Consider the following 26,100-nt stretch of genomic DNA (forward strand, 5'->3'; position numbering starts at 1 on the left):
CGGCTCTGACAGCCGATGTTTTTTTATATGAAAAAAGGATGTTTTAATTCACCGGTAATTCCTTTTGATCATAGGATGAAGGGGAGCTTAACAACTAGAGATCCAGTATATACAAAGAAGGTGAACGTTTAGCATGTTAACCGGATTGAAAATGGCAGTTATCGGCGGTGACGCAAGACAGCTCGAAATTATAAGAAAGCTCACTGAACAGCAGGCTGACATCTATCTCGTCGGTTTTGACCAATTGGATCACGGTTTTACCGGAGCAGTAAAATGCAATATTGATGAAATCCCTTTTCAGCAAATTGACAGTATCATTCTTCCAGTGTCTGCGACAACAGGAGAAGGTGTCGTATCAACTGTATTTTCGAATGAAGAAGTTGTGTTAAAACAGGAACATCTTGACAAAACGCCTGCACACTGTGTTATTTTCTCAGGAATTGCTAACGATTATTTAGAAAATATTGCAGAGCGAGCAAACAGAAAACTTGTTAAGCTGTTTGAGCGGGATGACATTGCGATTTACAATTCTATCCCGACAGTAGAAGGAACGATCATGCTGGCTATTCAGCACACGGATTATACGATACACGGATCTCAGGTGGCTGTTCTCGGTTTGGGACGCACCGGGATGACGATTGCCCGTGCATTTGCCGCGCTTGGGGCAAATGTAAAAGTGGGGGCAAGAAGTTCAGCACATCTGGCACGTATCACTGAAATGGGGCTTATTCCTTTTCACACCGATGAGCTGAAAGAGCATGTCAAAGATATAGATATTTGTATTAATACGATACCGAGTATGGTTTTAAATCAAACGGTTATTTCTAATATGACACCAAAAACATTAATATTGGATCTGGCCTCACGTCCTGGAGGAACGGATTTTGACTATGCCGAAAAACAGGGAATTAAAGCACTTCTTGCGCCTGGTCTTCCAGGGATTGTCGCTCCTAAAACAGCCGGACAAATCCTCGCAAACGTCTTAAGTAAGCTTTTGGCTGAATTACAAGCTGAGGAGGGGAAATAAGGATGTCGTTATTAAAAGGAAAAAGAATCGGATTTGGGCTGACGGGATCGCATTGCACATATGAAGCAGTTTTTCCGCAAATAGAGGCGCTCGTCAATGAAGGTGCTGAAGTTCGTCCTGTTGTCACATTTAATGTGAAATCCACCAATACCCGATTTGGAGAGGGAGCAGAGTGGGTTAAAAAAATTGAAGACCTGACTGGATATGAGGCTATTGATTCTATTGTAAAGGCAGAGCCCCTCGGGCCGAAACTTCCCCTTGACTGCATGGTCATTGCCCCTTTAACCGGTAATTCAATGAGCAAGCTGGCAAATGCCATGACGGACAGTCCAGTTCTGATGGCTGCAAAAGCGACAATCCGCAACAATAGGCCGGTCGTTCTTGGCATCTCGACAAATGATGCTCTCGGTTTAAATGGAACAAATTTAATGAGGCTCATGTCCACAAAAAATATTTTTTTCATTCCATTTGGGCAAGACGATCCCTTTAACAAACCGAATTCAATGGTAGCCAAAATGGATCTGCTTCCGCAAACCATTGAAAAGGCGCTCGTGCATCAGCAGCTTCAGCCCATTCTTGTTAAGAATTATCAGGGAAATGACTAAATTTACAGAAAATCTTTCCCGAACTAAAAAATTCGGTCATTACCTGCAAATTCTATGGTAAAATAAAACGTAAAATCATAGTCAAATCAATTCAATGAAGCTGATTGGCGGAAGGAGTTTTACAGATGGGAAGAGGTTTACATGTAGCTGTTGTCGGAGCGACAGGGGCTGTGGGACAACAAATGCTGAAAACACTTGAAGACAGAAACTTTGAAATGGACACACTTACATTGCTATCTTCAAAACGCTCTGCCGGGACAAAAGTTACGTTTAAAGGTGAAGAGCTGACTGTTCAGGAAGCTTCTCCAGAGAGCTTTGAAGGAGTAAATATTGCGTTGTTCAGCGCTGGAGGAAGTGTATCACAAGCATTGGCACCAGAGGCTGTAAAACGCGGCGCTATTGTTATAGATAATACGAGTGCATTCCGTATGGATGAAAATACACCGCTTGTTGTGCCTGAAGTGAATGAGGCAGACTTGCATGAACACAACGGCATCATTGCCAACCCGAACTGCTCTACAATCCAAATGGTTGCGGCTCTGGAGCCGATCCGCAAAGCATATGGCTTAAATAAAGTCATCGTATCAACTTACCAGGCGGTATCAGGAGCGGGGAATGAGGCTGTAAAAGAGCTTTACAGCCAAACACAGGCGATTTTAAACCAAGAAGAAATTGAGCCAGCGATCATGCCTGTAAAAGGGGACGAAAAACACTATCAAATCGCTTTCAACGCGATTCCGCAAATTGACAAGTTCCAAGATAACGGCTATACGTTTGAGGAAATGAAAATGATAAATGAAACGAAAAAAATCATGCACGCGCCTGAGCTTCAAGTAGCGGCTACCTGTGTGAGACTGCCTGTTCAAACGGGACACTCAGAGTCCGTCTACATTGAGGTAGACCGTGATGACGCTACAGTTGAAGATATAAAAAATCTATTAAAAGAAGCACCGGGCGTGACACTTCAGGATGACCCGAGCCAGCAGCTATATCCGATGCCGGCAGATGCCGTCGGCAAAAACGATGTATTTGTAGGCCGCATCCGCAAAGATTTGGACAGAGCAAACGGTTTTCATTTATGGGTTGTTTCTGATAACCTATTAAAAGGCGCAGCATGGAACTCTGTTCAAATTGCAGAAAGCCTGAAAAAATTAAATCTCGTATAAAAGAGTGAATTTCCTAAAGGCGAATAGAAGAGAGTAAGGCATAATCAGCCTGCTCTCTTCTGTTACGTCCGAATAATTTGGAGTGAAAACAATGAAGATAATTGTTCAAAAGTTCGGCGGAACATCGGTAAAAGATGATAAAGGCCGCAAACTGGCTTTAGAGCATATTAAAGAAGCAATCAGTGAAGGATATAAGGTTGTTGTGGTCGTTTCAGCAATGGGCCGAAAAGGGGACCCGTACGCTACAGATTCTTTGCTGGGCCTGCTTTACGGCGATCAGTCAGCAATTTCTCCGCGAGAGCAGGATTTGCTCTTATCTTGTGGAGAGACCATTTCTTCTGTCGTTTTTACAAGTATGCTTCTTGAAAATGGCGTGAAAGCAGCAGCGCTGACAGGGGCTCAAGCTGGTTTTTTGACGAATGATCAGCATACCAATGCAAAGATCATGGAAATGAAACCGGAGCGTTTATTCGGTGTGCTCGCGAATCATGACGCTGTCGTTGTCGCAGGGTTCCAGGGCGCAACTGAAAAGGGTGATACAACAACGATCGGCAGAGGGGGCAGTGATACATCCGCAGCCGCACTCGGAGCAGCTATTGATGCGAAATACATCGATATTTTCACCGATGTAGAAGGTGTGATGACTGCTGACCCGAGAGTGGTAGAAAATGCGAAACCGCTTCCCGTTGTAACATATACAGAAATTTGCAACTTGGCTTATCAAGGGGCGAAGGTCATCCATCCGCGTGCTGTGGAAATTGCGATGCAAGCTAAGGTTCCGATCCGCGTTCGTTCGACTTATTCAAAAGATAAAGGCACATTGGTGACATCGCATCACTCCTCTAAAGTCGGCAGCGATGTTTTTGACAGACTGATTACGGGAATTGCCCATGTCAAAGATGTCACACAGTTCAAAGTGCCTGCCAAAATCGGCCAGTATAATGTTCAGACTGAAGTATTTAAGGCAATGGCTAACGCGGGAATCAGTGTCGATTTCTTTAATATTACACCTAGTGAAATCGTATACACGGTGGCCGGAAGTAAAACAGAAACCGCTCAGCGGATTTTAATGGATATGGGCTATGAGCCGACAGTAACAAGGGATTGCGCGAAGGTATCGGCGGTGGGAGCTGGCATTATGGGTGTTCCTGGTGTCACGTCTAAAATTGTTTCTGCTCTTTCCGAAAAAGAAATTCCGATCCTTCAGTCGGCTGACAGCCATACGACGATATGGGTGCTCGTCCATGAAGCGGACATGGTCCCTGCTGTAAACGCTTTGCATGAAGTGTTTGAACTTTCCAAGTAAATGTGATTGAATCATGATGAGGTGAATAAAATGAATTTCGGAAATGTGTCTACTGCGATGATTACACCCTTTGACAATAAAGGGAATGTAGACTTTCAAAAACTGTCTACACTGATTGATTACTTGTTGAAAAACGGAACGGATTCTTTAGTAGTAGCGGGAACGACTGGAGAGTCCCCAACTCTTTCGACTGAAGAAAAAATCGCGCTTTTTGAATATACGGTAAAAGAAGTGAACGGTCGGGTGCCGGTTATTGCAGGTACTGGAAGCAACAATACGAAAGCTTCTATCAAGCTGACAAAAAAAGCTGAAGAAGCGGGCGTAGACGCGGTCATGCTAGTCACACCGTATTATAATAAACCTTCTCAAGAAGGAATGTACCAGCATTTTAAAGCAATTGCGGCAGAAACGTCTCTTCCGATTATGCTTTATAATGTGCCGGGCCGCACGGTTGCTTCTCTTGCTCCTGAAACGACGATCCGTTTGGCGGCAGATATTCCAAATGTGATTGCGATTAAAGAAGCGAGCGGAGACCTCGAAGCCATTACAAAAATTGTTGCGGAAACGCCGGAAGACTTCTCTGTCTATTCAGGAGATGACGCCCTGACGCTGCCTATTCTCTCAATCGGAGGAAGAGGAGTTGTGTCAGTAGCAAGCCATATTGCTGGCTCTGATATGCAGCAAATGATTAAAAATTATACGAATGGGCAAACAGCTAATGCGGCACTGATTCATCAGAAACTGCTGCCGATTATGAAAGAACTGTTTAAAGCGCCTAATCCTGCTCCTGTCAAAACAGCGCTTCAGCTGAGAGGCCTAGATGTCGGTTCAGTGCGTCTTCCTCTTGTCCCGTTATCCGAGGATGAACGTTTGAGCTTAAGCAGCACGATCAGCGAACTGTAAGAAAAATTTCATACAGTGAAACAAACGCGGTCATTCTCACATTCAGCTGAGTTTGACCGTTTCTTATACATATTGGTTTTCCCTAAACCTTCTGCTTTATCTTGTTTTCTAAATTTACTTTCAGTTATAATAGGAACAAGTGATGATGGACGGGTATGAGATTAGGAGGATATAGATTTTGAAAAAGAAAAATACAGAAAACGTTAGAATTATCGCCCTTGGCGGTGTCGGAGAAATTGGGAAGAACCTGTATGTCATTGAAATTGATTCAGACATATTTGTCGTTGATGCGGGCCTCATGCATCCAGAAAATGAAATGCTCGGTATTGATGTCGTGATTCCTGACATATCATATTTGATTGAACGGGCTGACCGCGTTAAAGCAATCTTTTTAACGCACGGACACGATGAAAATATCGGCGGCGTTTTTTATTTATTAAACAAGCTGTCTGTTCCAGTATACGGAACAAAGCTGACGCTTGCATTGCTCAGAGAAAAATTAAAACAATACGGCCATAACCGAAAAACCGATTTAAGAGAAATTCACTCCAAATCTGTCATTACGTTTGAATCAACAAAAGTATCGTTCTTTAGAACGATTCACAGCATCCCTGATTCTGTAGGTGTGAGTCTTAAAACATCACTTGGCTCTATTGTATGTACGGGAGACTTTAAATTTGACCAAACGCCTGCACTTAACCAAACGTGTGACATTGGAGAGATTGCCAAGATCGGCAATAGCGGCGTACTCGCTCTGCTTTCCGACAGTGCAAATGCGGAGCGCCCGGGATATACACCATCGGAAGCGGCTGTCAGCGGAGAAATTTCAGATGCCCTGTATAATTCAGTGAACCGGGTAATTATTGCTGTTTTCGCTTCGAATATTAATCGAATTCAGCAAGTCATTCATGCAGCAGCACAAAATGGCAGAAAAATTGCCGTTGCCGGAAAAAACCTTCAATCTGTTCTGCAGCTGGCTAGAAAGCTCGGATATATTGAAGCAGATGATGAATTGTTTATTTCTGTACAAGATGTCAAGAAGTATTCGAAGCGCGAAGTGGCCATTATTACGGCCGGGAGTCAAGGTGAGCCGTTAGCCGCTCTGACAAGAATGGCAAACAAAGCCCACAAACAGCTCAACATCGAAGAAGGGGATACGGTTGTTATCGCGTCAACACCAATCCCTGGGCAGGAACTTATTTATTCTAAAACAGTAGACCTTCTCGCGAGAGCCGGCGCACAAGTCATCTTTGCTCAAAAGCGTGTTCATGTATCTGGCCACGGCTCACAAGAAGAGTTAAAGCTGATGATCAATCTGCTTAAACCAAAATATTTAATTCCCGTAAACGGCGAATACAGAATGCAAAAAGCACATTCAAGAATCGCTGAAGAAATCGGCATGAAGCGCAGCGACATTTTCTTAATTGAAAAAGGCGATGTGGTTGAATTCCGCGGCCAAAACGTAAAAATCGGGGATAAAGTTCCATACGGCAATATTTTAATCGATGGTTTAGGTGTCGGTGATATCGGCAATATCGTATTAAGAGACCGCCGCTTGCTTTCACAGGACGGAATTTTAATCGTTGTTATTACACTTGATAAACAAAAGAAACATCTTGTATCAGGACCAGAAATTATCACTCGCGGTTTTGTTTATGTAAGAGAGTCTGAAGGCCTGATTGTACAGGCGACTGAGATTGTCCGTTCTATCGTGACAGAAGCGACTGAAACATCAAATGTTGAATGGTCAACGCTGAAGCAGGCGATGAGGGATGCTTTGAACCAATTCCTTTATGAAAAAACGAAACGTAAACCGATGATCATCCCAATTATTATGGAAGTATAATATCTATCTGAAGACCGGAGTTGCTCCGGTCTTTATTTTTTGCCTTTTAAGCCGGGGATTGAATCGAATATCTTTGTTCATAATACAAAGAGAAACTCGGAAAGGGTGAAAACGAGATGGATCATCGTATAGAAAACAAAGAAGAAGAGCGTCCTGAAAAAAATGATGCGAAAGACAGCATTATGAATAAAATACAGCAGCTAGGTGAAACGACGCTTCCACAGCTGCCCCAAGATACCAATATTCATTGTCTGACCATTATCGGACAAATAGAAGGTCATGTTCAGCTTCCTCCGCAAAATAAAACAACAAAATATGAGCACGTCATCCCGCAGATTGTGGCAATTGAACAGAATCCCAAAATTGAAGGACTGCTGATCATATTAAATACTGTCGGAGGAGATGTTGAAGCGGGCCTCGCAATAGCGGAAATGCTGGCATCATTATCAAAACCGACTGTTTCCATTGTGCTTGGCGGCGGGCATTCCATCGGTGTTCCGATTGCAGTATCATGTGATTACAGCTATATCGCTGAAACAGCCACGATGACTATTCACCCCGTTCGTCTGACAGGACTGGTGATTGGCGTGCCGCAAACCTTTGAATATTTGGATAAAATGCAAGAAAGAGTCGTGAAGTTTGTGACAAGCCATTCGAATGTAACCGAAGATAAGTTCAAAGAGCTGATGTTCTCAAAAGGAAATTTAACACGCGACATCGGAACAAATGTAGTCGGTAAGGATGCAGTTGAATACGGACTGATTGATCATACGGGCGGCGTCGGGCAGGCGATCAAGAAACTGAATGAGCTCATTGAAGAAGCAAGAGCAGAAGAAGGACGGATGATTCAATGATTTTGTATACAGTGATGCCGCAGGAAATTATTTTTGCTGAACAGAACCAACAGACTAGCGCGCATGAGCAAATTGAATATCGAGGCGTGCCGCTTCTTGTCGAGATGAAAGGCAAAGAAGCAGAAGTCATTCAAATCATGAGCACAAATCCGATGCATTTTCTGCACCCGGACATTTCCCCGGGACAAAAGCTGAAATTAAACGTATAAGATCCACCCCTTTTTTAAGGGGAAAATATGCTATAATAGGGGAATCCTACAGAAAAATGCAGCCTGTAAAACGGCTGCTTTCTTCATTATGAATGAACTTACATTTTTTAACGCAGTAAGGTGATGAGTGTGGCAAAGAAAAAAAGAAAATCTAGAAAAAAACAGGCAAAGCAGCTCAATATAAAATATGAACTCAACGGATTGCTGTGTATAGCCATTTCAATTATCGCGATTCTTCAGCTGGGGGTAGTCGGGCAAACCTTTATCTACTTGTTCCGCTTTTTTGCTGGAGAGTGGTTTATTTTATGCTTGTTAGGTTTATTGGTGTTAGGAGTCTCGCTGTTTTGGAAAAAGAAAACGCCAAGTCTATTAACGAGGCGAAAGGCCGGGATGTACTGTATTATCGCAAGCATATTACTTCTTTCTCACGTGCAACTGTTTAAAAACTTGACGCATAAAGGGTCTATTGAATCCGCAAGCGTTGTACGCAACACCTGGGAATTGTTTTTAATGGATATGAACGGAAGCTCCGCTTCACCTGATTTAGGCGGAGGGATGATTGGTGCATTGCTGTTTGCAGCTTCACACTTTTTGTTTGCGTCGACTGGTTCTCAGATCATGGCGATTGTTATGATTTTGATCGGAATGATTTTAGTCACAGGGCGCTCTTTGCAAGAAACACTGAAAAAGTGGATGAGCCCGATTGGACGCTTTATAACAGAACAATGGTTTGCGTTTATTGATGATATGAAATCCTTCAAAACAAATGTGAAGTCATCCAAAAAAACGAAAGCGCCGAGCAATAAACAAAAACCGGCACGCAAAAAACAGCAAACGGAACCGGAGCCTTCTGATGATGAAGAACAGGATTCGGAAACTGTACCGCCTCTTATTCATTCAGAGCCGATTATTTCAAGCTTTTCAGATCGTCAGGAACGTGATGAATCTCCAATCATAGAAAAACGAGCTGAACCTGTATCAGAGCCGCTTAAGGACATCCAGCCTGAAACAGGTGATCAGGAAACTGTTTCAGCTCCCGCTATGACCTTTACGGAGCTTGAAAATAAGGATTATGAGATGCCATCACTGGATTTATTGGCAGATCCGAAGCATACAGGACAGCAGGCAGATAAAAAGAATATTTATGAAAATGCGAGAAAGCTCGAGCACACCTTCCAAAGCTTTGGCGTCAAGGCCAAAGTCACACAGGTTCATCTCGGGCCGGCCGTAACAAAATATGAAGTGTATCCTGATGTCGGAGTGAAGGTTAGTAAAATTGTCAATTTAAGTGACGATTTAGCGCTGGCACTTGCTGCAAAAGATATTAGAATCGAAGCGCCAATACCAGGAAAATCAGCAATCGGAATTGAAGTGCCGAATGCAGAAGTGGCGATGGTTTCACTGAAGGAAGTATTGGAATCTAAATTAAATGACAGGCCGGACGCAAAGCTTTTAATTGGACTCGGCCGTAATATTTCAGGTGAAGCTGTACTGGCTGAGTTAAACAAAATGCCCCATCTTTTGGTCGCAGGCGCCACCGGGAGCGGGAAAAGTGTCTGCGTCAACGGCATTATTACAAGTATTTTGATGCGCGCGAAACCGCATGAAGTAAAAATGATGATGATCGATCCTAAAATGGTAGAGCTGAATGTCTACAATGGGATACCGCACTTGCTCGCTCCCGTCGTAACCGATCCGAAAAAAGCGTCACAGGCATTGAAAAAAGTTGTCAATGAAATGGAGCGGCGGTACGAATTATTTTCTCATACGGGCACAAGAAATATTGAAGGATACAATGATTATATAAAACGCGCCAACAATGAAGAAGAAGCGAAACAGCCAGAGCTGCCCTATATCGTTGTCATTGTAGACGAGCTTGCTGATCTCATGATGGTCGCTTCATCTGATGTGGAGGATGCGATTACGAGATTGTCTCAAATGGCACGGGCTGCCGGCATCCATCTCATTATTGCGACACAGCGGCCTTCGGTAGATGTTATCACAGGGGTCATCAAGGCGAATATTCCATCACGAATCGCGTTCAGTGTATCTTCACAAACAGATTCAAGGACGATTCTGGACATGGGTGGCGCTGAGAAACTGCTAGGCCGCGGTGACATGCTGTTTTTGCCTGTCGGGGCTAATAAACCTGTTCGCGTGCAGGGAGCATTTTTATCCGATGACGAAGTGGAGAAGATTGTCGACCATGTGATTACACAGCAGAAGGCGCAATATCAGGAAGAAATGATTCCTGAGGAGATAACAGAAACTCATTCCGAGATTACAGATGATCTTTATGATGAAGCTGTTGAATTAATTGTTGGCATGCAGACGGCATCTGTTTCAATGCTGCAAAGAAGATTCAGAATCGGTTATACGAGAGCGGCACGTCTGATTGATGCCATGGAGGAACGGGGTGTTGTCGGGCCGTATGAAGGCAGCAAACCTAGGGAAGTCTTATTATCAAAAGAGAAATATGATGAACTCTCTTCATAATGAAGAGAGTTCAGTTTTCTTCAGTTATCAATAATAACATTATGTAAACTGAAAAACCTTTCTATTTATTTTTTCGACAAAACATGATATAGTTGTCCCAATTGTTCAATAATTTATCGAAAGTGGTTTACGGAGGGGAAACATGTCAACAAAAGCTGATAATCGGCACTTGTATTTGAAAGTAATTGAACGGATGAAAGAAGATATTAAAAATGGCATCTACACTGAGAAGGAAAAACTGCCTTCTGAATTTGAGCTTTCTAAAAAGCTCGGTGTCAGCAGAGCGACGCTTAGAGAAGCCTTGCGGATACTGGAAGAAGAGCATGTGATTATCAGAAGGCATGGTGTAGGCACTTTTGTCCATTCTAAGCCGTTATTTCTTTCGGGCATTGAACAACTGAACAGTGTAACAAAAATGATAGAACAGGCAAATATGACGCCTGGAACGATTTTTTTATCATCACAAGTGCTTATGCCGTCTGAAGATGATATGAACAGATTTCAATTGTCAGGCGGACAAGAAATTTTTTATCTCGAGCGAGTCAGGACAGCTGACGGACAGCCGATTGTCTATTGTATAGACAAAATTCCGATGAATATTTTACCGAATTCTTTTTCTCATCAACAAGAATCGATGTTTGACCTGCTTGAGAAAAATTCTGGCTCCGTCATCAGTTATGCTGTGACTGATATTGAACCGATCGGCTATCATGATACCATTTCTCCAGTGCTGGAATGCGATCCGGAAACAGCTCTTTTGCTGTTAAAACAAACCCACTATGATCAGCACGATCAACCGGTGCTTTATTCATTAAATTATTTTAGAGCAGATAAATTCAGATTCCATGTTTTACGTAAACGATTCTAAAACAGGCACTGTCATGTGTCTGTTTTTTTATTTGTACTGATTCATGTTTCTTTGTACATACTTTCACACCGGTTAACGCAATATATAAGGGATGACAAGAAAGTGAATGGGTGAAAATGTTGCGAGAGAAAAATGGAATGAAAAATATTATTGCTTTGTCTTCCGTACCGCTTGTGATGACACTTGGGAATTCCATGCTGATACCTGTTCTTCCAATGATGGAAAGAAAGCTGTCAGTGACTTCATTTCAGGTGTCTTTAATCATAACTGTCTATTCAGTAGTAGCCATTGTTTGTATTCCGATTGCCGGCTATTTATCGGATCGGTTTGGGAGAAAAAAAGTATTGCTCCCATGCCTTCTTATTGCAGGATTAGGCGGATTGGTAGCTGCTTTTGCCTCAACCTATATGGAAAATCCCTATGCTATGATTTTGGCGGGACGGGTTCTTCAAGGGGTCGGCTCTGCGGGTGCTGCTCCTATTGTCATGCCGTTTATCGGTGATTTGTTTCAGGGAGACGATGAAAGGGTCAGCGCCGGCCTTGGTGATATTGAAACTGCCAACACGTCAGGGAAGGTATTGAGCCCCATACTTGGCGCCTTGCTTGCTTCATGGTACTGGTTCGTACCGTTTTGGTTTATTCCGTTTTTCTGTTTGATCAGCTTTTTGCTCGTGTTGTTTCTAGTGGCCAAGCCCGAAGAAGATGAGGACGCGCCAGCGGTTTCTGAATTTATTAAAAGTGTGAAGAACATCTTTAAACAGGATGGTCGCTGGCTTTATACGGTTTTTATTATCGGATGTGTGATTATGTTTTTGTTATTTGGCGTATTATTTTATTTGTCAGATACGCTGGAAAATAAGTATGCCATTGATGGAGTTGCTAAAGGCGGATTGCTGGCAATCCCACTTTTATTTTTGTCAAGCAGTTCATTTATAGCCGGGAAAAAGATCGGCAAAGATAAAGGCCGAATGAAATTTTGCGTTGTTACAGGCATGACTCTGTTAACCCTGTCGTTTATTGCCTTGTGGTGGAACCACAGTTTTTATTTTTTATTTATCTTTTTAAGCTTTGGCGGGATTGGGATTGGAATGGCGCTTCCTGCTCTGGATGCACTGATAACTGAAGGAATTGAAAGTGAACAATGCGGAACCATCTCCTCCTTTTACAATAGCATGCGCTTTATAGGAGTGGCTCTCGGTCCGCCTGTGTTTGCGGCATTAATGTCACGTGCAAACTGGCTGATTTTCATTCTATCGGCGTTTTGCAGTATCATCGCTTTATTCTTAGTGACTTTTACTGTGGATGCTAAAAAAAGTGAAAAAGAAGATAAAAACTTAGGGACGGTCTAGCCAGCCGTCTTTTTTTGCTGTGCTATTGCGGAAATCCTTCTCTCTTGCCGTGCCATCTGTCGTTCTGACAGCTGCAAACAGAGGGCCTTTATATACATCTCGTCCCAGTCGGGCGGAGGTTATTGTTTCCTTATAAATCCTACAGTTGCTATAATTACATGAAAGAGTGTTTCTGCGGATGCTGAAAATTGGTCATAATACATACTAATAAGAAATGAACGAAGGAGGCTCCATATGTCATTTGTAAATGAAATCAAAACAAAGCACGGCGGTTTAACCGCACACATTGTAGAAACAGAAAAATTCAAAACCGTATCGCTTATTTTTAAAATGCTTGCGCCGCTGACAAAAGACCAGGTCACGAAAAGAGCGCTGCTTCCGCATGTGCTTCTTCGCGGAACAAAAAGCCACCCGAAAACCTCAGAATTGCGTTCTTATTTGGATGAACTGTACGGCACGTCCGTTTCTGCGGATCTTTCGAAAAAAGGAGAGCGGCACGTTATTACGTTCAGGCTGGAAATCCCGAATGAAAAATATTTAAAAGACCAAACGCCGCTTCTTGAAAAAGGGCTGCAGCTTCTTGCAGAAATCGTCTTTTCACCTGCTTTAGAGGGAGGCGCTTTTCAATCACAATATGTTGCTCAAGAAAAACGCACACTCAAGCAACGGATCCAAGCGGTCTATGACGATAAAATGCGTTACTCGAATTTAAGGTTGATACAGGAAATGTGCAAAAATGAGCCTTATGCCCTTCATGTCAATGGAGAAATCGATGATGTCGATGCCATTACAGCAGATCAATTATACGAAACATACCAAAGCGCGATCCAAAGAGACCAGCTTGATCTTTATGTCGTTGGCGATGTGGACGCAAATCAAGTGCAAAGTACAATTGATAAGTATTTCCAAACTGAAGAGCGCGCCCTTCGCTCAATTGAAAACAATCACGCCGAGCAAAAAGCCGAGCCGAAAGAAGTGATTGATGAAGAAGATGTCAAACAAGGAAAGCTGAATATCGGCTACCGAACCAACATCACTTATACGGATCTGGATTATCCTGCTTTGCAAGTGTTTAACGGATTGTTCGGCGGCTTTTCTCATTCCAAGCTTTTCATCAATGTGCGGGAAAAAGCCAGTCTTGCATATTACGCCGCTTCGCGAATTGAAAGTTTTAAAGGTATGTTAATGGTGATGTCGGGGATTGAAGTGCAAAATTACGAACAGGCTGTTTCTATTATCACTGAACAATTTCAAGCAATGAAAAACGGTGATTTCAGTGAGCAGGACATCGCTCAAACAAAGGCAGTCATTCGGAACCAAGTATTGGAGACGATTGATACTGCGTACGGTTTATCTGAATTTTTATATCAGCAGGCCGCTGCCCAAGTCGACATCCATATTGAAGATTTCCTCGCCAATATTGAGCAGGTCACAAAAGAGGATATCGTAAAAGCCGCTGAAAAGATTCAGCTTGATACGACATATTTCTTAAAAGGGACGGAGGGTGCATCTTGATCAAACCAATCGAATATGAACAGCTTCAGGAGACGCTGTACCATGAAAAAATGCCAAACGGCCTTGATGTTTACGTGTTGCCGAAAAAAGGCTTCAACAAGACATATGCCGTTTTTACAACAAAGTACGGTTCTATAGATAATAAGTTTGTTCCATTAGGTAAAAACGAGATGTCTCACGTGCCGGACGGCATCGCCCATTTTCTTGAGCACAAACTGTTTGAAAAAGCAGATGGGGATGTTTTTCAAGATTTCAGCAAACAGGGGGCTTCTGCCAACGCGTTTACGTCATTTACAAGAACTGCTTATCTTTTCTCAAGCACATCAAATGTAGAACGCAATTTAGAGACGCTTATCGATTTCGTTCAGGACCCTTATTTTACTGAAAAAACGGTTGAAAAAGAAAAAGGGATCATCGGTCAGGAAATTAACATGTATGACGATAATCCAGATTGGAGGCTTTACTTCGGACTCATTGAGAACATGTACAAAGAGCATCCTGTCAGAATTGACATAGCGGGAACAGTGGAAAGCATATCACATATTACAAAAGATCTTCTTTATGAATGCTATGAAACGTTTTACCACCCGAGTAACATGCTCCTCTTCATTGTCGGCCCTGTAGACCCTGAAGCGATCATTTCTCAGGTAAGAGAAAATCAGAAAACAAAGCCGTACACAGATCAGCCTGAGATCAAACGAGAAGAAGTGAAAGAGCAAGAAGCGGTTTTTCGAAAAGAAAAAGAAATCAAAATGAACGTGCAGGGGCCGAAATGCCTTGTCGGGCTGAAATCAAAGAACCCATTTAGATTAGGCAAAGACTTGTTAAAGCATGAACTTTCCATGAACTTATTGCTTGAATCTTTATTTGGCAAAAGCTCCGCCCAGTACGAATCACTTTATGAAAAAGGGTATATTGACGAAACATTCAGCTTTGATTTCACTGCTGAACATGGATTCGGCTTTGCGGCAATCGGCGGCGATACGCCGGAGCCGGATCAATTGGCTGAAGACATCTCCGGTATGCTTCTGCGTGCCAGTGAACTGATTACTGCTGAAAAGATTGAACTTGCCAGAAAGAAAAAGATCGGTACATTCTTAAAAGCATTGAATTCACCTGAATACATTGCTAATCAATTTACCCGTTATGCTTTCTTGGATATGAGCCTGTTTGATGTTGTAACGGTTCTCGAGCGAATTACATTCGAGGACGTCAAGAACGTTATACAAGAGGAAATTGCTGCAGACAGACTGACTGTCTGCAAGGTTGTTCCTAAATCATAAACAAAACATCCCTCCAGTGTGAGGGGTGTTTTTCTGCGGAAAGAAGGAAAGAGGATGAACAAAACAGCACTAGTCACCGGAGCAAGCGGCGGCATTGGTAAAAGCATCAGCGAAACCCTTGCGGCAGCGGGATATAATCTGCTGCTGCATTACAATACAAATCAAAACGGGGCAGCAGAGCTTGCAGAAAAATTAACAAAGACGTTTGGTGTACATGCAGGGATTTTGCAGGCCGATTTGTCCGCGCCAGAAGGGGCGGACAAGCTGACAAATTCAATTAATCAGCCGATTGATGCGATTGTGTTAAATAGCGGCAGAAGCCATTTTGGGCTGATTACCGACGTGGATAATACAACGGTTCAGGAAATGGTTCAGCTGCATGTGGCGAGCCCGTATATGCTCACGAGAAACCTTCTTCCAGACATGATCCGAAACAAATCAGGAGCGATTGTGGCGGTCAGCTCGATCTGGGGAGAGACTGGAGCATCTTGTGAAGTGCTGTACAGCATGGCAAAGGGGGCTCAGCATTCGTTTGTAAAAGGGCTGGCCAAAGAGCTCGCGCCAAGCGGCATCAGAGTAAACGCTGTAGCGCCAGGTGCGGTTGATACAAATATGATGAATCAATTTACTCCAAGTGAAAAAGAAGAGATCGCTGATGAGATCCCGATCGGCCGGCTGGCGAAGCCGCAGGAAATTGCTGATGCAACAGCGTTTCTCCTGTCTGAAAAAGCGTCATATATTACAGGCCATATTCTGTCGGTCAATGGCGGCTGGCACTGCTGATCTGAAAATATTCAGTGTATAGTTTCTTTTGTGAAGGACACAATAATCTTGTAACTTCACATGAAATGGAGGAGACGAGCATGTCAGTTTTAGAAAACTGGGATCACTGGAAAAACTTCCTTGGTGACCGTTTGAACTATGCGCAAGATAAAGGTATGAGCCAGGATACGATTACAGATCTTGCGACAGAAATCGGCAGTTACTTGGCTAATGAAGTGGAATCTAAGAATGAGCAGGAAAAAGTGCTTGCAGATCTTTGGAGTGTAGCATCAAAAGATGAACAGCAAGCCATTGCCAATATGATGGTTAAGCTTGTTGAAAATAACAGCACTCACTAGGAAGAGAGGATATTTTTCCTCTCTTTTTTATGTTTTCCTCATCACAGCAACATTCTTCTTTCTAATTAGAGTAAAATGCTTTATGATAAAAGGAGGTAAAATTTTGCCACAATGAAGGGGGTATATCATTTGGCAAAGCTCGAATGGTATTTTGAATATGAAATTCAAGTGAACCGTCCCGGATTGCTCGGGGATATTTCATCTCTTCTTGGGATGCTTTCTATTAACATCGTAACGATTAACGGCGTCGATCTTTCCAGAAGGGGAATGCTCCTCAGGTGCCGCCATATAGATCAAATTAAACGATTAGAATCAATCTTAAAAACGATGGAAACAATTAAAGTAACGAAGATGCGGGAGCCGAGGCTTCGCGACCGTCTTGCCGTACGTCACGGCCGGTATATTCAAAGGGATGCCGATGACAAGAAAACGTTTCGTTTTGAACGGGACGAGCTTGGCTTACTTGTCGATTTTATGGCCGAACTGTTCAAGAAAGAAGGCCATAAATTAATCGGAATTCGCGGTATGCCGCGTGTCGGGAAAACGGAATCGATTGTGGCCTCCAGTGTGTGCGCAAGCAAAAGGTGGCTTTTTGTGTCATCAACTTTGCTGAAGCAAACGATAAGAAGCCAGCTGATTGCCGATGAATACAGCACTGAAAATGTCTTTATTGTTGACGGAATTGTGTCCACACGAAGAGGGTCAGAACGCCATCTCCAGCTGGTCAGAGAAATCATGAGGCTGCCTGCAACAAAAGTGGTGGAGCATCCAGACATATTCGTTCAAAATACAGAGTATACACTCGATGATTTTGATTATATTATTGAACTGAGAAATGACCCTGATGAGGTTATTACATATGAACATGCCGAGGAACCCCAAATATTTGATCAATCCGGGTTTTCAAGCTTTGATTTTTAAAATTGGAAGGTGTTTGTTGTGACTGAACTAGGAATCCGGCTCAAAGAAGCCAGAGAGGAAAAAGCAATGTCATTGGATGATCTCCAAGCGGCAACAAAGATTCAAAAAAGGTATTTAACTGCCTTGGAGGAAGGAAACTATGACATTATTCCGGGGAAGTTTTATGTTCGGGCATTCATCAAGCAATATGCAGAAGCCGTTGGGCTGGATGCGGATCAGCTGTTTGAGGAGCATAAAAAAGATATCCCAAATACGTACCATGACGATGTGTCTGAAAAGATCTCCGGCATGAATCTTCAAAAAGAAATGCCAAAGCCAGCATCTAAGGCGCTTGAGCTGCTGCCAACAATACTTGTGATTCTCGGTGTGATTGTCGTGATTGCGATTATATACGCGATCATTCAATTTGCGAATCATAAAAACAGCGATGATCACAATGCGGCATCTGAAAAATCAATTACGCAAAGTGAAAGCAAGTATGAAATCCCTAAAGATTCAACCTTAAAAGAGAATCAAAATAACAGCTCTGAAAAAAAGCCAGACGCTAAAAAAGAAACAAAAGAAAAACAAGATAAAAAAGAAGAAAGTGACAGCAGCAAACTGGATATTAAAGCGGCTGGCACTGAAGGATCGTTAACGACTTATGAAGTGTCCGGCGCTGATAAAATCGAGCTTGAACTAAAAGCATCAGACAGCTCTTGGGTTCGAGTGCGCGATGAAAACAGTAGCTCGTTAAAAGAAGGGACGCTTAAAAAAGACGAAACCTTTAAAAAAGACATAACTGATCAGAAACAAGTTGACATCCGCACTGGATATGCACCTAATCTGAAAATAAAAATCAACGGTAAGGTTCTTTCGTACGAACTTGATCCGAAAAAAGTGATGGCACAAACCATAAAGATTGTAAATAAAAAGGAGGAAAAGTCATCTTGATTACTAGATGACTTTTCTTCACGTCCGAGTATGAAATTGGAGGGGCTTTATGTTTAACTTACCAAATAAAATCACACTAGCAAGAATTGCATTAATCCCGATCTTTATGATTATCATGCTGGTACCGTTTGACTGGGGCAGGCTTGAATTTGGAGACGAATCGATTCCGATCGCACATCTGGCGGGAGCGATTCTATTTATCATTGCATCCACAACAGACTGGGTCGACGGATACTATGCCCGAAAACTGAATCTCGTCACAAACTTCGGGAAGTTTCTTGACCCGCTTGCGGACAAACTGCTTGTATCCGCAGCATTAATTATTCTTGTTCAATTTGAACTTGCTCCAGCCTGGATGGTCATTGTGATTATCAGCCGGGAGTTTGCCGTGACAGGTTTAAGGCTTGTCTTAGCCGGAACAGGAGAAGTCGTGGCTGCCAACATGCTTGGTAAAATTAAAACATGGGCACAAATCATTGCGGTTTCTGCATTGCTTCTTCATAATCTTCCGTTTGAACTTGTGTCATTCCCGTTTGCTGACTTAGCGCTGTGGGTGGCTGTTTTCTTTACTGTCATCTCTGGCTGGGAATATTTCGTTAAAAACTGGGAAGCGCTAAAAACATCTAACTAAGAAAGAAGGACTAACGTCATGGAATTTCCAAAAAAAGCAGAAATTATTGCAGTCGGTTCAGAGCTGTTGCTTGGTCAGATTGCGAATACAAATGCTCAATTTATCAGCAAACAGCTTGCTGAAATCGGAGTGAACGTATTTTATCATACAGCAGTCGGAGATAATCCAGAGCGGCTGAAGCAGGTTATTCGCATTGCTGAAGAACGTTCTGACTTCATTATTTTTTCAGGAGGTCTCGGACCGACAAAAGATGACCTGACGAAAGAAACGATTGCAAATGCGCTTGGGCGTCCGCTTGTGTTAAATGATGAGGCATTCCAATCCATTGAAGATTATTTCAAACGAACAAAACGTACGATGTCACCTAATAACCGAAAACAGGCGCTTGTGATCGAAGGATCTGACGTACTGGCAAATCATTTTGGAATGGCACCGGGAATGCTCACTGAGCATGAATCACGCTTTTATATGCTTCTTCCCGGACCGCCGAGCGAATTGCGTCCAATGTTTGAAAACGAGGCAAAGCCTCTTCTGCTGAAAAAAATGGGTTCAAATGAGAAAATTGTATCAACCGTTCTTCGCTTTTTCGGTATCGGTGAATCTCAGCTTGAAGCCGATTTGGAAGATATTATTGATGCACAAACCAACCCGACAATTGCTCCTTTAGCGGCTGATGGAGAAGTGACGCTTCGTTTGACGGCCAAACATGCTGATGAAAAGGAAACAGAGCGTCTGTTAAAAGAAACAGAGGCTGTTATCTTAGAACGCGTCGGCGAATTTTTCTATGGCTATGATGATACTTCTCTTGTACAAGAGCTTTCTAAAGCATGTAAGGAAAAAGGCATTACGATTTCCGCGGCGGAAAGTTTTACCGGCGGATTGTTTTCTGAATGGCTGACAGATCTTAGCGGCGCTTCAACATTATTCGCCGGCGGTGTCGTTTGCTACACAAACGAAGTAAAGCAGAATGTGCTTGGCGTTAAGAAGGAAACATTAGATCAATTTGGAGCTGTCAGCAAGGAGTGCGCATCAGAGCTGGCAAAGGGTGTTCAAAAACTCACAGGCAGCGACATCGGCATCAGCTTTACCGGTATAGCAGGACCTGATGCTCAAGATGGGCATGAACCTGGCCATGCGTTTATCGGCATTTCAGCAAATGGAAAAGAAGAGGTTCATGAGTTTCACTTTGCGGGTTCCAGAACAGGAGTCAGAAAACGCGGAGCCAAATACGGATGCCATTTACTCTTGAAACTTTTAGAGCAAAAATAATATTTTCAACACGTTATCCTCCTAAAAAAACATGATTTCTTAGATGTGTTATGATATTTTGATAGGAATCACGCCAAGAAAAAATCCGAATATGCGTTCGCTTTTTTCTTGGCAAATCCCTTCAAACAAGGTATAGTATATGTAGTGGTAACATAAAGGAGGAAAAAATAGAATGAGTGATCGTCAGGCAGCCTTAGATATGGCTCTTAAACAAATAGAAAAGCAGTTCGGTAAAGGTTCCATTATGAAATTGGGAGAAAAGACAGATACAAGAATTTCTACTGTCCCAAGCGGCTCCCTCACCCTTGATACAGCACTGGGAATTGGCGGATATCCGCGCGGACGGATTATTGAAGTATATGGTCCTGAAAGCTCAGGTAAAACAACTGTAGCGCTTCATGCGATTGCTGAGGTTCAGCAGCAAGGCGGACAAGCTGCGTTTATCGATGCGGAACATGCATTAGATCCGGTATATGCGCAAAAGCTTGGTGTCGACATCGAAGAGCTTTTACTGTCCCAGCCTGACACAGGCGAACAGGCGCTTGAAATTGCAGAAGCTCTGGTTCGAAGCGGCGCAGTTGACATTGTTGTTGTTGACTCTGTAGCGGCTCTCGTTCCGAAAGCGGAAATTGAAGGCGATATGGGAGATTCGCATGTCGGTTTACAAGCGCGCTTAATGTCTCAAGCGCTTCGTAAACTTTCAGGGGCTATTAATAAATCGAAGACAATCGCGATTTTCATTAACCAAATTCGTGAAAAAGTCGGCGTTATGTTCGGGAACCCGGAAACAACTCCTGGCGGCCGCGCGCTGAAATTCTACTCTTCCGTGCGCCTTGAAGTGCGCCGTGCTGAACAGCTGAAACAGGGCAACGACGTAATGGGGAACAAAACGAAAATCAAAGTCGTGAAAAACAAGGTGGCTCCTCCGTTCCGTACAGCCGAGGTTGATATTATGTACGGAGAAGGCATCTCAAAAGAAGGCGAAATTATTGATCTTGGAACTGAACTTGATATCGTGCAAAAAAGCGGTTCATGGTACTCTTATGAAGAAGAGCGTCTTGGCCAAGGCCGTGAAAATGCAAAACAATTCTTGAAAGAAAATAAAGATATCATGCTGATGATTCAGGAACAAATTCGTGAACATTACGGTTTGGATAATAACGGAGCAGGGCAGCAGCAAGCTGGAGAAGCACAAGAAGAACTCGAATTTGAAGAATAAAAATAAAATAAGTTTGAAATGATACCAAAAGCTGAGTAAAAAACTCAGCTTTTTTGTATGTTTGCGATAAAATGATAAAAAATATTGCTTTTATTGACAACTTTTTCAGTGTTTTATTCGTCTAACAAAACGTGTGCAAATTGGAATTTATTTTGGGAGGAAAAAATGAATGACGAGCCCAACCAGCAGAAGAACTGCAAAACGCAGACAGAGAAAACTTAATAAAAGAGTCAGACTTTTGCTTGGTCTTTTAGCAGTAATGATTTGCTTTGTGATTTGGAATGCGTTTCAACGGAATAGTGAAGAAAACGAGCCGTCTCAAGAAACTGCAGCGGTATCAGATGGCAGTCAAAAAAAAGAGGTCAAAAAGAAAACCGCCAAGGAGCCGGAGAAACAAATCAAAACAGTCGACCGTAATCAAAAAATCAGCCGTTATTTAAAAGAGATCGGATTCAGCGGAACAGCCATGATTGTCAGAAAAGGAGAAATCGTAACAAATAAAGGTTTTGGTTATGCAGACCGCAAACATCGTATTCAAAATAATCCGATGACATCTTATTATATCGGTTCATCACAAAAAGCACTGATTGCAACCGCTATTTTACAGCTTGAGGAAAAGGGAAAACTCCAGACAAGTGATTCGGTAAGTACATATTTACCGCATTTCCCTAACGGACAAACGATTACTTTGAAAAATCTGCTTACACATACATCGGGAATAAACGGACATATTGAAGGAAACGGTTCAATAACTCCGGACGATTTAATAAAAGATATAGAAAGCCAAGGAATCAAACGTCAGCCGGGCGTATGGGACTATAAGGATTCCAATTATTCTGTGCTTGCTTATATTATTGCTGAAGTCAGCGGTGAGTCCTATGAACAATACATAACAAATCACATTTTTAAACCAGCAAAAATGACGCATGCGGGCTTTTATAAAACATATGATAAAGAACCTTATCCAGCTGTCGGATATAAGCTGAAGGGCAACAGAGCGGTGACACCGTATATGCCTGATTTATCTCAGCTGTATGGTGCAGGTGATATATATTTGAGCGCTGCAGATATGTATAAATTTGACCAAGCACTGATCGACGGCAAACTGTATTCGCAAGAAAGCTACGAAAAAATGTTTACACCAGGAAGCAACTCCACATACGGTATGGGGTTTTATGTTGCCCCTGGAAGCTATTCAAACCATGGTGTCATGCCGGGCTTCAACATTTTGAACAGTTTTAGCAAATCTGGGCAAACCATTGTTGTTTTGTTGTCAAATATTCAAAATAACGCTAAATTAGGCCAAGTAAACAATAAAATATACCAGCTTCTGAATCAAGAGTGATTTATGATCTTCTATTGAAAGAATTGCTTCGGCTCGTTAAAAGATGGTGGGTCGGCAAACGTTAAGATGGCAAGCTTGACAAGTATTTCCGACACATTTACAATGAGGTTGTAACATTTGTTTTTTTAACATGATTGTTAAACCATTTTAAACTTGACAAGGGCAATGAAAGTACTCATTCCCTGTGAAGGTTCTGTATGTTGAGAAAACCAGACAATGTACATGCCGACACTTATTTAAGCAACAACCAAGTTCATAGCAAGAGGAGGTGAAAGTATGACCCCAATTATGATGGTTCTCATCTCCATTTTGCTGATTCTACTCGGTTTAGTTGTTGGCTACTTTGTTCGTAAAACCATTGCCGAAGCGAAAATTGCAGGCGCACGCGGTGCAGCCGAGCAAATTCTTGAAGATGCAAAGCGTGATGCTGAAGCACTGAAAAAAGAAGCTCTGCTTGAAGCAAAGGATGAAATCCACAAACTTCGAATAGATGCTGAACAGGAAGTTCGTGAAAGACGAAATGAGCTTCAAAAACAAGAAAACCGTTTACTCCAAAAGGAGGAAAACCTTGATCGGAAACATGAGGGAATAGATAAACGGGAAGCGATGTTGGAGAAGAAAGATCATTCTCTGAATGAACGACAACAACATATTGAAGAGATGGAAAGCAAAGTGGATGAGATGATTCGTATGCAGCAGTCAGAGTTGGAGCGAATTTCGAGCCTGACTCGTGACGAAGCTAAACAAATCATTCTTGAGCGGGTTGAAAACGAGCTTTCACATGACATCGCCATCATGACAAAAGAAACTGAAAACCGTGCGAAAGAAGAGGCGGATAAGAAAGCGAAAAACATTCTTTCACTCGCCTTACAGCGCTGCGCAGCGGACCACGTTGCCGAAACAACGGTATCAGTTGTTAATCTTCCAAATGATGAGATGAAAGGACGTATCATCGGACGGGAAGGGCGTAACATTCGTACGCTTGAAACGCTGACAGGAATTGACCTGATTATTGATGATACGCCTGAAGCTGTCATTCTTTCCGGATTTGATCCGATCAGACGTGAGACAGCAAGAATTGCTCTTGATAAACTCGTTCAAGATGGCCGAATTCATCCGGCACGGATTGAAGAAATGGTTGAAAAATCTCGCCGCGAGGTCGATGACTATATTCGTGAGATGGGTGAGCAAACGACGTTTGAGGTTGGCGTTCATGGCCTCCACCCAGATCTTATCAAGATCCTCGGCCGCTTAAAGTTCCGTACAAGCTACGGTCAAAATGTGCTTAAGCATTCCATGGAAGTCGCATTTTTGGCCGGTCTAATGGCATCGGAGCTCGGAGAAGACGCAAAGCTTGCTAAGCGCGCAGGCCTTCTTCACGACATTGGGAAAGCAATTGACCATGAAGTAGAAGGAAGCCACGTTGAAATCGGGGTGGAGCTTGCGACCAAATATAAAGAGCACCCAGTCGTGATTAACAGTATTGCGTCACACCACGGGGATGAGGAGCCGACTTCTATTATCGCTGTGCTGGTAGCTGCAGCAGATGCACTTTCAGCTGCAAGACCTGGCGCGAGAAGTGAGACGCTCGAGAATTATATTCGAAGACTTGAAAAGCTCGAAGAAATTTCTGAGTCCTATGAAGGTGTTGAAAAGTCATTTGCCATTCAGGCTGGACGCGAAGTGCGTATTATGGTGAAGCCGGATTCAATTAATGATCTTGAAGCTCACCGACTGGCGCGAGATATCCGTAAGCGAATTGAGGACGAGCTCGATTACCCTGGTCATATTAAAGTGACAGTAATCAGAGAAACTCGAGCCGTAGAGTATGCAAAATAAAGTGATGCGCTAAGCATCACTTTATTTTTTTGATGGACAAGGAACTTTGAAAAAGGAAGGATATGCAATATGAGAATTTTATTTATCGGAGATGTTGTCGGTTCACCAGGACGTGACATGGTAAAAGAATATGTCCCAAAGCTAAAAACGAAATATAAGCCTCACTTTACAATCATTAATGGTGAAAACGCCGCACATGGAAAGGGCTTGACAGAAAAAATTTATCACAGCTTTATCCAAGCTGGCGCAGATGCAATTACAATGGGGAACCACACATGGGACAAAAGAGAAATTTTCGATTTTATAGATGATGTTCCAAACTTGGTTCGCCCCGCAAACTTTCCTGAAGGAACACCGGGAAAAGGGATGACCTATGTGAAAGCAAACGGTAAAGAGCTTGCCATTATGAACTTACAGGGCCGTACGTTTTTACCGCCGCTTGACGACCCGTTTTTAAAAGTGGATGAATTAATTGCCGAAGCTGCGAAAAGAACACCTTACATTTTTATCGATTTCCATGCTGAAGCGACAAGCGAAAAGCTCGCACTCGGCTGGTATACTGACGGCCGGGCTTCAGCTGTTGTCGGAACTCATACTCACGTGCAAACAGCGGATAACCGCATTTTGCCGAAAGGTACTGCATATATTACGGATGTAGGAATGACTGGCCCATATGACGGTATTCTGGGGATGGACAGAGAGACGATTATTAAGCGATTCAAAACGAATCTTCCAGTCCGATTTACTGTCGCTGAAGGGAAAACAACACTGAGCGGTGTTGTCATCGATATCGATGATCAAACGAAAAAAGCTGTGAAAATTGAGCGTGTTTTAATCAATGATGATCACATGTTCTTTGAATAATTGAACATATGGTTATTTTATAAAAATATTAAAAAGAAAAGCAGGAATATAGCAACTTCTTAGTGAATATAGTAAAAATGGAAGGTAGCCCGCTATTTTTGAAAAGCATGTGGGGATGGCTTTTTGGATAGCAACATCTAATAATGATTGTTCTAATGAACACTCACTTATCCATTGTAAAACTAAGGGGGAGCAGAAATGGAAATCTTAAAAGTTTCAGCAAAATCGAGTCCAAATTCAGTGGCAGGTGCGCTTGCGGGTGTGTTAAGAGAACGAGGAGCCGCGGAGATTCAAGCAATTGGAGCGGGTGCACTAAACCAGGCTGTAAAAGCTGTGGCGATTGCCAGAGGATTTGTGGCGCCAAGCGGCGTTGATTTGATTTGTATTCCGGCTTTTACAGATATTCAGATCGATGGGGAAGAAAGAACGGCGATTAAATTAATCGTAGAGCCTCGCTAAAAACAAATAAAGCATTCACCTGTTTGCGTCATGCAAACAGGTTATTTTTCGTTGTTGTTATATTTTCTTCCG

Annotated in this window: 24 protein-coding genes; all 24 read left to right on the forward strand. The window is 42.7% G+C overall.

Annotation, left to right across the window (positions count from 1 at the left end; all coding sequences use genetic code 11):
- Positions 1-133 precede the first annotated feature (133 nt).
- The 24 genes from dpaA (at position 134) to spoVS (ending at position 26,028) form a co-directional block, all read left to right on the forward strand.
- Positions 134-1,027: a dipicolinic acid synthetase subunit A gene (gene dpaA, locus BTW01_RS03485; RefSeq protein ID WP_162101656.1), complete on the forward strand. Its 894-nt coding sequence runs from the start codon at positions 134-136 to the stop codon at positions 1,025-1,027.
- Between the two features lie 2 nt (positions 1,028-1,029).
- Positions 1,030-1,632: a dipicolinate synthase subunit B gene (dpaB, locus tag BTW01_RS03490; protein ID WP_162101658.1), complete on the forward strand. Its 603-nt coding sequence runs from the start codon at positions 1,030-1,032 to the stop codon at positions 1,630-1,632.
- A gap of 125 nt (positions 1,633-1,757) precedes the next feature.
- Positions 1,758-2,798 carry an aspartate-semialdehyde dehydrogenase gene (gene asd / locus BTW01_RS03495; protein WP_162101660.1) on the forward strand — a complete coding sequence of 347 codons (1,041 nt, stop codon included), beginning with the start codon at positions 1,758-1,760 and terminating at the stop codon, positions 2,796-2,798.
- A gap of 91 nt (positions 2,799-2,889) precedes the next feature.
- On the forward strand, positions 2,890-4,104 hold the full coding sequence (dapG, locus tag BTW01_RS03500) for an aspartate kinase (RefSeq protein WP_162101662.1): 1,215 nt from the start codon (positions 2,890-2,892) through the stop codon (positions 4,102-4,104).
- 30 nt (positions 4,105-4,134) lie between these two features.
- Positions 4,135-5,007, forward strand: coding sequence for a 4-hydroxy-tetrahydrodipicolinate synthase (gene dapA / locus BTW01_RS03505; RefSeq protein ID WP_162101664.1), 873 nt, complete (start codon positions 4,135-4,137; stop codon positions 5,005-5,007).
- Positions 5,008-5,185: 178 nt separating this feature from the next.
- Entirely contained in the window at positions 5,186-6,853 is a 1,668-nt protein-coding gene (gene rnjB, locus BTW01_RS03510; protein ID WP_162101665.1) for a ribonuclease J2, read from the forward strand.
- 116 nt (positions 6,854-6,969) lie between these two features.
- Positions 6,970-7,707 (forward strand): translocation-enhancing protein TepA, encoded by a 738-nt coding sequence (tepA, locus tag BTW01_RS03515; protein ID WP_162101667.1) that lies wholly within the window; start codon positions 6,970-6,972, stop codon positions 7,705-7,707.
- Positions 7,704-7,916, forward strand: coding sequence for a TepA modulator TepJ (tepJ, locus tag BTW01_RS03520; RefSeq protein WP_162101669.1), 213 nt, complete (start codon positions 7,704-7,706; stop codon positions 7,914-7,916). Before tepA ends, tepJ begins: the two co-directional genes overlap by 4 nt.
- 129 nt (positions 7,917-8,045) lie before the next feature.
- On the forward strand, positions 8,046-10,412 hold the full coding sequence (gene spoIIIE, locus BTW01_RS03525) for a DNA translocase SpoIIIE (RefSeq protein ID WP_162101670.1): 2,367 nt from the start codon (positions 8,046-8,048) through the stop codon (positions 10,410-10,412).
- 142 nt (positions 10,413-10,554) lie between these two features.
- The gene (locus BTW01_RS03530) at positions 10,555-11,280 is read left to right on the forward strand and encodes a GntR family transcriptional regulator (RefSeq protein WP_162101671.1); all 726 of its coding nucleotides are present in this window, start codon (positions 10,555-10,557) and stop codon (positions 11,278-11,280) included.
- A gap of 137 nt (positions 11,281-11,417) precedes the next feature.
- Positions 11,418-12,629, forward strand: coding sequence for a bacillibactin exporter BcbE (gene bcbE / locus BTW01_RS03535; RefSeq protein ID WP_238391388.1), 1,212 nt, complete (start codon positions 11,418-11,420; stop codon positions 12,627-12,629).
- A 234-nt stretch (positions 12,630-12,863) separates the two neighbouring features.
- Positions 12,864-14,144: an EF-P 5-aminopentanol modification-associated protein YfmF gene (gene yfmF, locus BTW01_RS03540; protein ID WP_162101672.1), complete on the forward strand. Its 1,281-nt coding sequence runs from the start codon at positions 12,864-12,866 to the stop codon at positions 14,142-14,144.
- Positions 14,141-15,427, forward strand: coding sequence for an EF-P 5-aminopentanol modification-associated protein YfmH (gene yfmH / locus BTW01_RS03545; RefSeq protein WP_162101673.1), 1,287 nt, complete (start codon positions 14,141-14,143; stop codon positions 15,425-15,427). The genes yfmF and yfmH overlap by 4 nt, the downstream gene beginning before the upstream one ends.
- Before the next feature lie 54 nt (positions 15,428-15,481).
- Positions 15,482-16,210, forward strand: coding sequence for an elongation factor P 5-aminopentanone reductase (gene ymfI, locus BTW01_RS03550; protein WP_162101674.1), 729 nt, complete (start codon positions 15,482-15,484; stop codon positions 16,208-16,210).
- A gap of 80 nt (positions 16,211-16,290) precedes the next feature.
- Complete coding sequence (locus BTW01_RS03555) at positions 16,291-16,548, forward strand: DUF3243 domain-containing protein (RefSeq protein WP_162101675.1); 258 nt, start codon at positions 16,291-16,293, stop codon at positions 16,546-16,548.
- A gap of 129 nt (positions 16,549-16,677) precedes the next feature.
- Positions 16,678-17,469: a DUF3388 domain-containing protein gene (locus tag BTW01_RS03560; RefSeq protein WP_162101676.1), complete on the forward strand. Its 792-nt coding sequence runs from the start codon at positions 16,678-16,680 to the stop codon at positions 17,467-17,469.
- 18 nt (positions 17,470-17,487) lie between these two features.
- Positions 17,488-18,402: a cell shape determination protein RodZ gene (gene rodZ / locus BTW01_RS03565; RefSeq protein ID WP_162101677.1), complete on the forward strand. Its 915-nt coding sequence runs from the start codon at positions 17,488-17,490 to the stop codon at positions 18,400-18,402.
- A 49-nt stretch (positions 18,403-18,451) separates the two neighbouring features.
- Positions 18,452-19,033 carry a CDP-diacylglycerol--glycerol-3-phosphate 3-phosphatidyltransferase gene (gene pgsA / locus BTW01_RS03570; protein ID WP_162101678.1) on the forward strand — a complete coding sequence of 194 codons (582 nt, stop codon included), beginning with the start codon at positions 18,452-18,454 and terminating at the stop codon, positions 19,031-19,033.
- 18 nt (positions 19,034-19,051) lie between these two features.
- Positions 19,052-20,302, forward strand: coding sequence for a competence/damage-inducible protein A (locus BTW01_RS03575; protein ID WP_162101679.1), 1,251 nt, complete (start codon positions 19,052-19,054; stop codon positions 20,300-20,302).
- 172 nt (positions 20,303-20,474) lie between these two features.
- Complete coding sequence (gene recA / locus BTW01_RS03580) at positions 20,475-21,521, forward strand: recombinase RecA (protein WP_162101680.1); 1,047 nt, start codon at positions 20,475-20,477, stop codon at positions 21,519-21,521.
- Between the two features lie 169 nt (positions 21,522-21,690).
- Entirely contained in the window at positions 21,691-22,866 is a 1,176-nt protein-coding gene (locus tag BTW01_RS03585; RefSeq protein WP_162101681.1) for a serine hydrolase domain-containing protein, read from the forward strand.
- 276 nt (positions 22,867-23,142) lie between these two features.
- Positions 23,143-24,705: a ribonuclease Y gene (gene rny / locus BTW01_RS03590; RefSeq protein WP_003221010.1), complete on the forward strand. Its 1,563-nt coding sequence runs from the start codon at positions 23,143-23,145 to the stop codon at positions 24,703-24,705.
- A gap of 69 nt (positions 24,706-24,774) precedes the next feature.
- A complete protein-coding gene (gene ymdB, locus BTW01_RS03595; protein WP_162101682.1) occupies positions 24,775-25,569 on the forward strand; it encodes a 2',3'-cyclic-nucleotide 2'-phosphodiesterase in 795 nt (264 codons plus the stop codon).
- A 198-nt stretch (positions 25,570-25,767) separates the two neighbouring features.
- Entirely contained in the window at positions 25,768-26,028 is a 261-nt protein-coding gene (spoVS, locus tag BTW01_RS03600; RefSeq protein ID WP_003154135.1) for a stage V sporulation protein SpoVS, read from the forward strand.
- The last annotated feature ends 72 nt before the right edge of the window (positions 26,029-26,100 follow it).

The organism is Bacillus sp. SKDU12 (assembly GCF_010093085.1).
GTDB lineage: Bacteria > Bacillota > Bacilli > Bacillales > Bacillaceae > Bacillus > Bacillus mexicanus.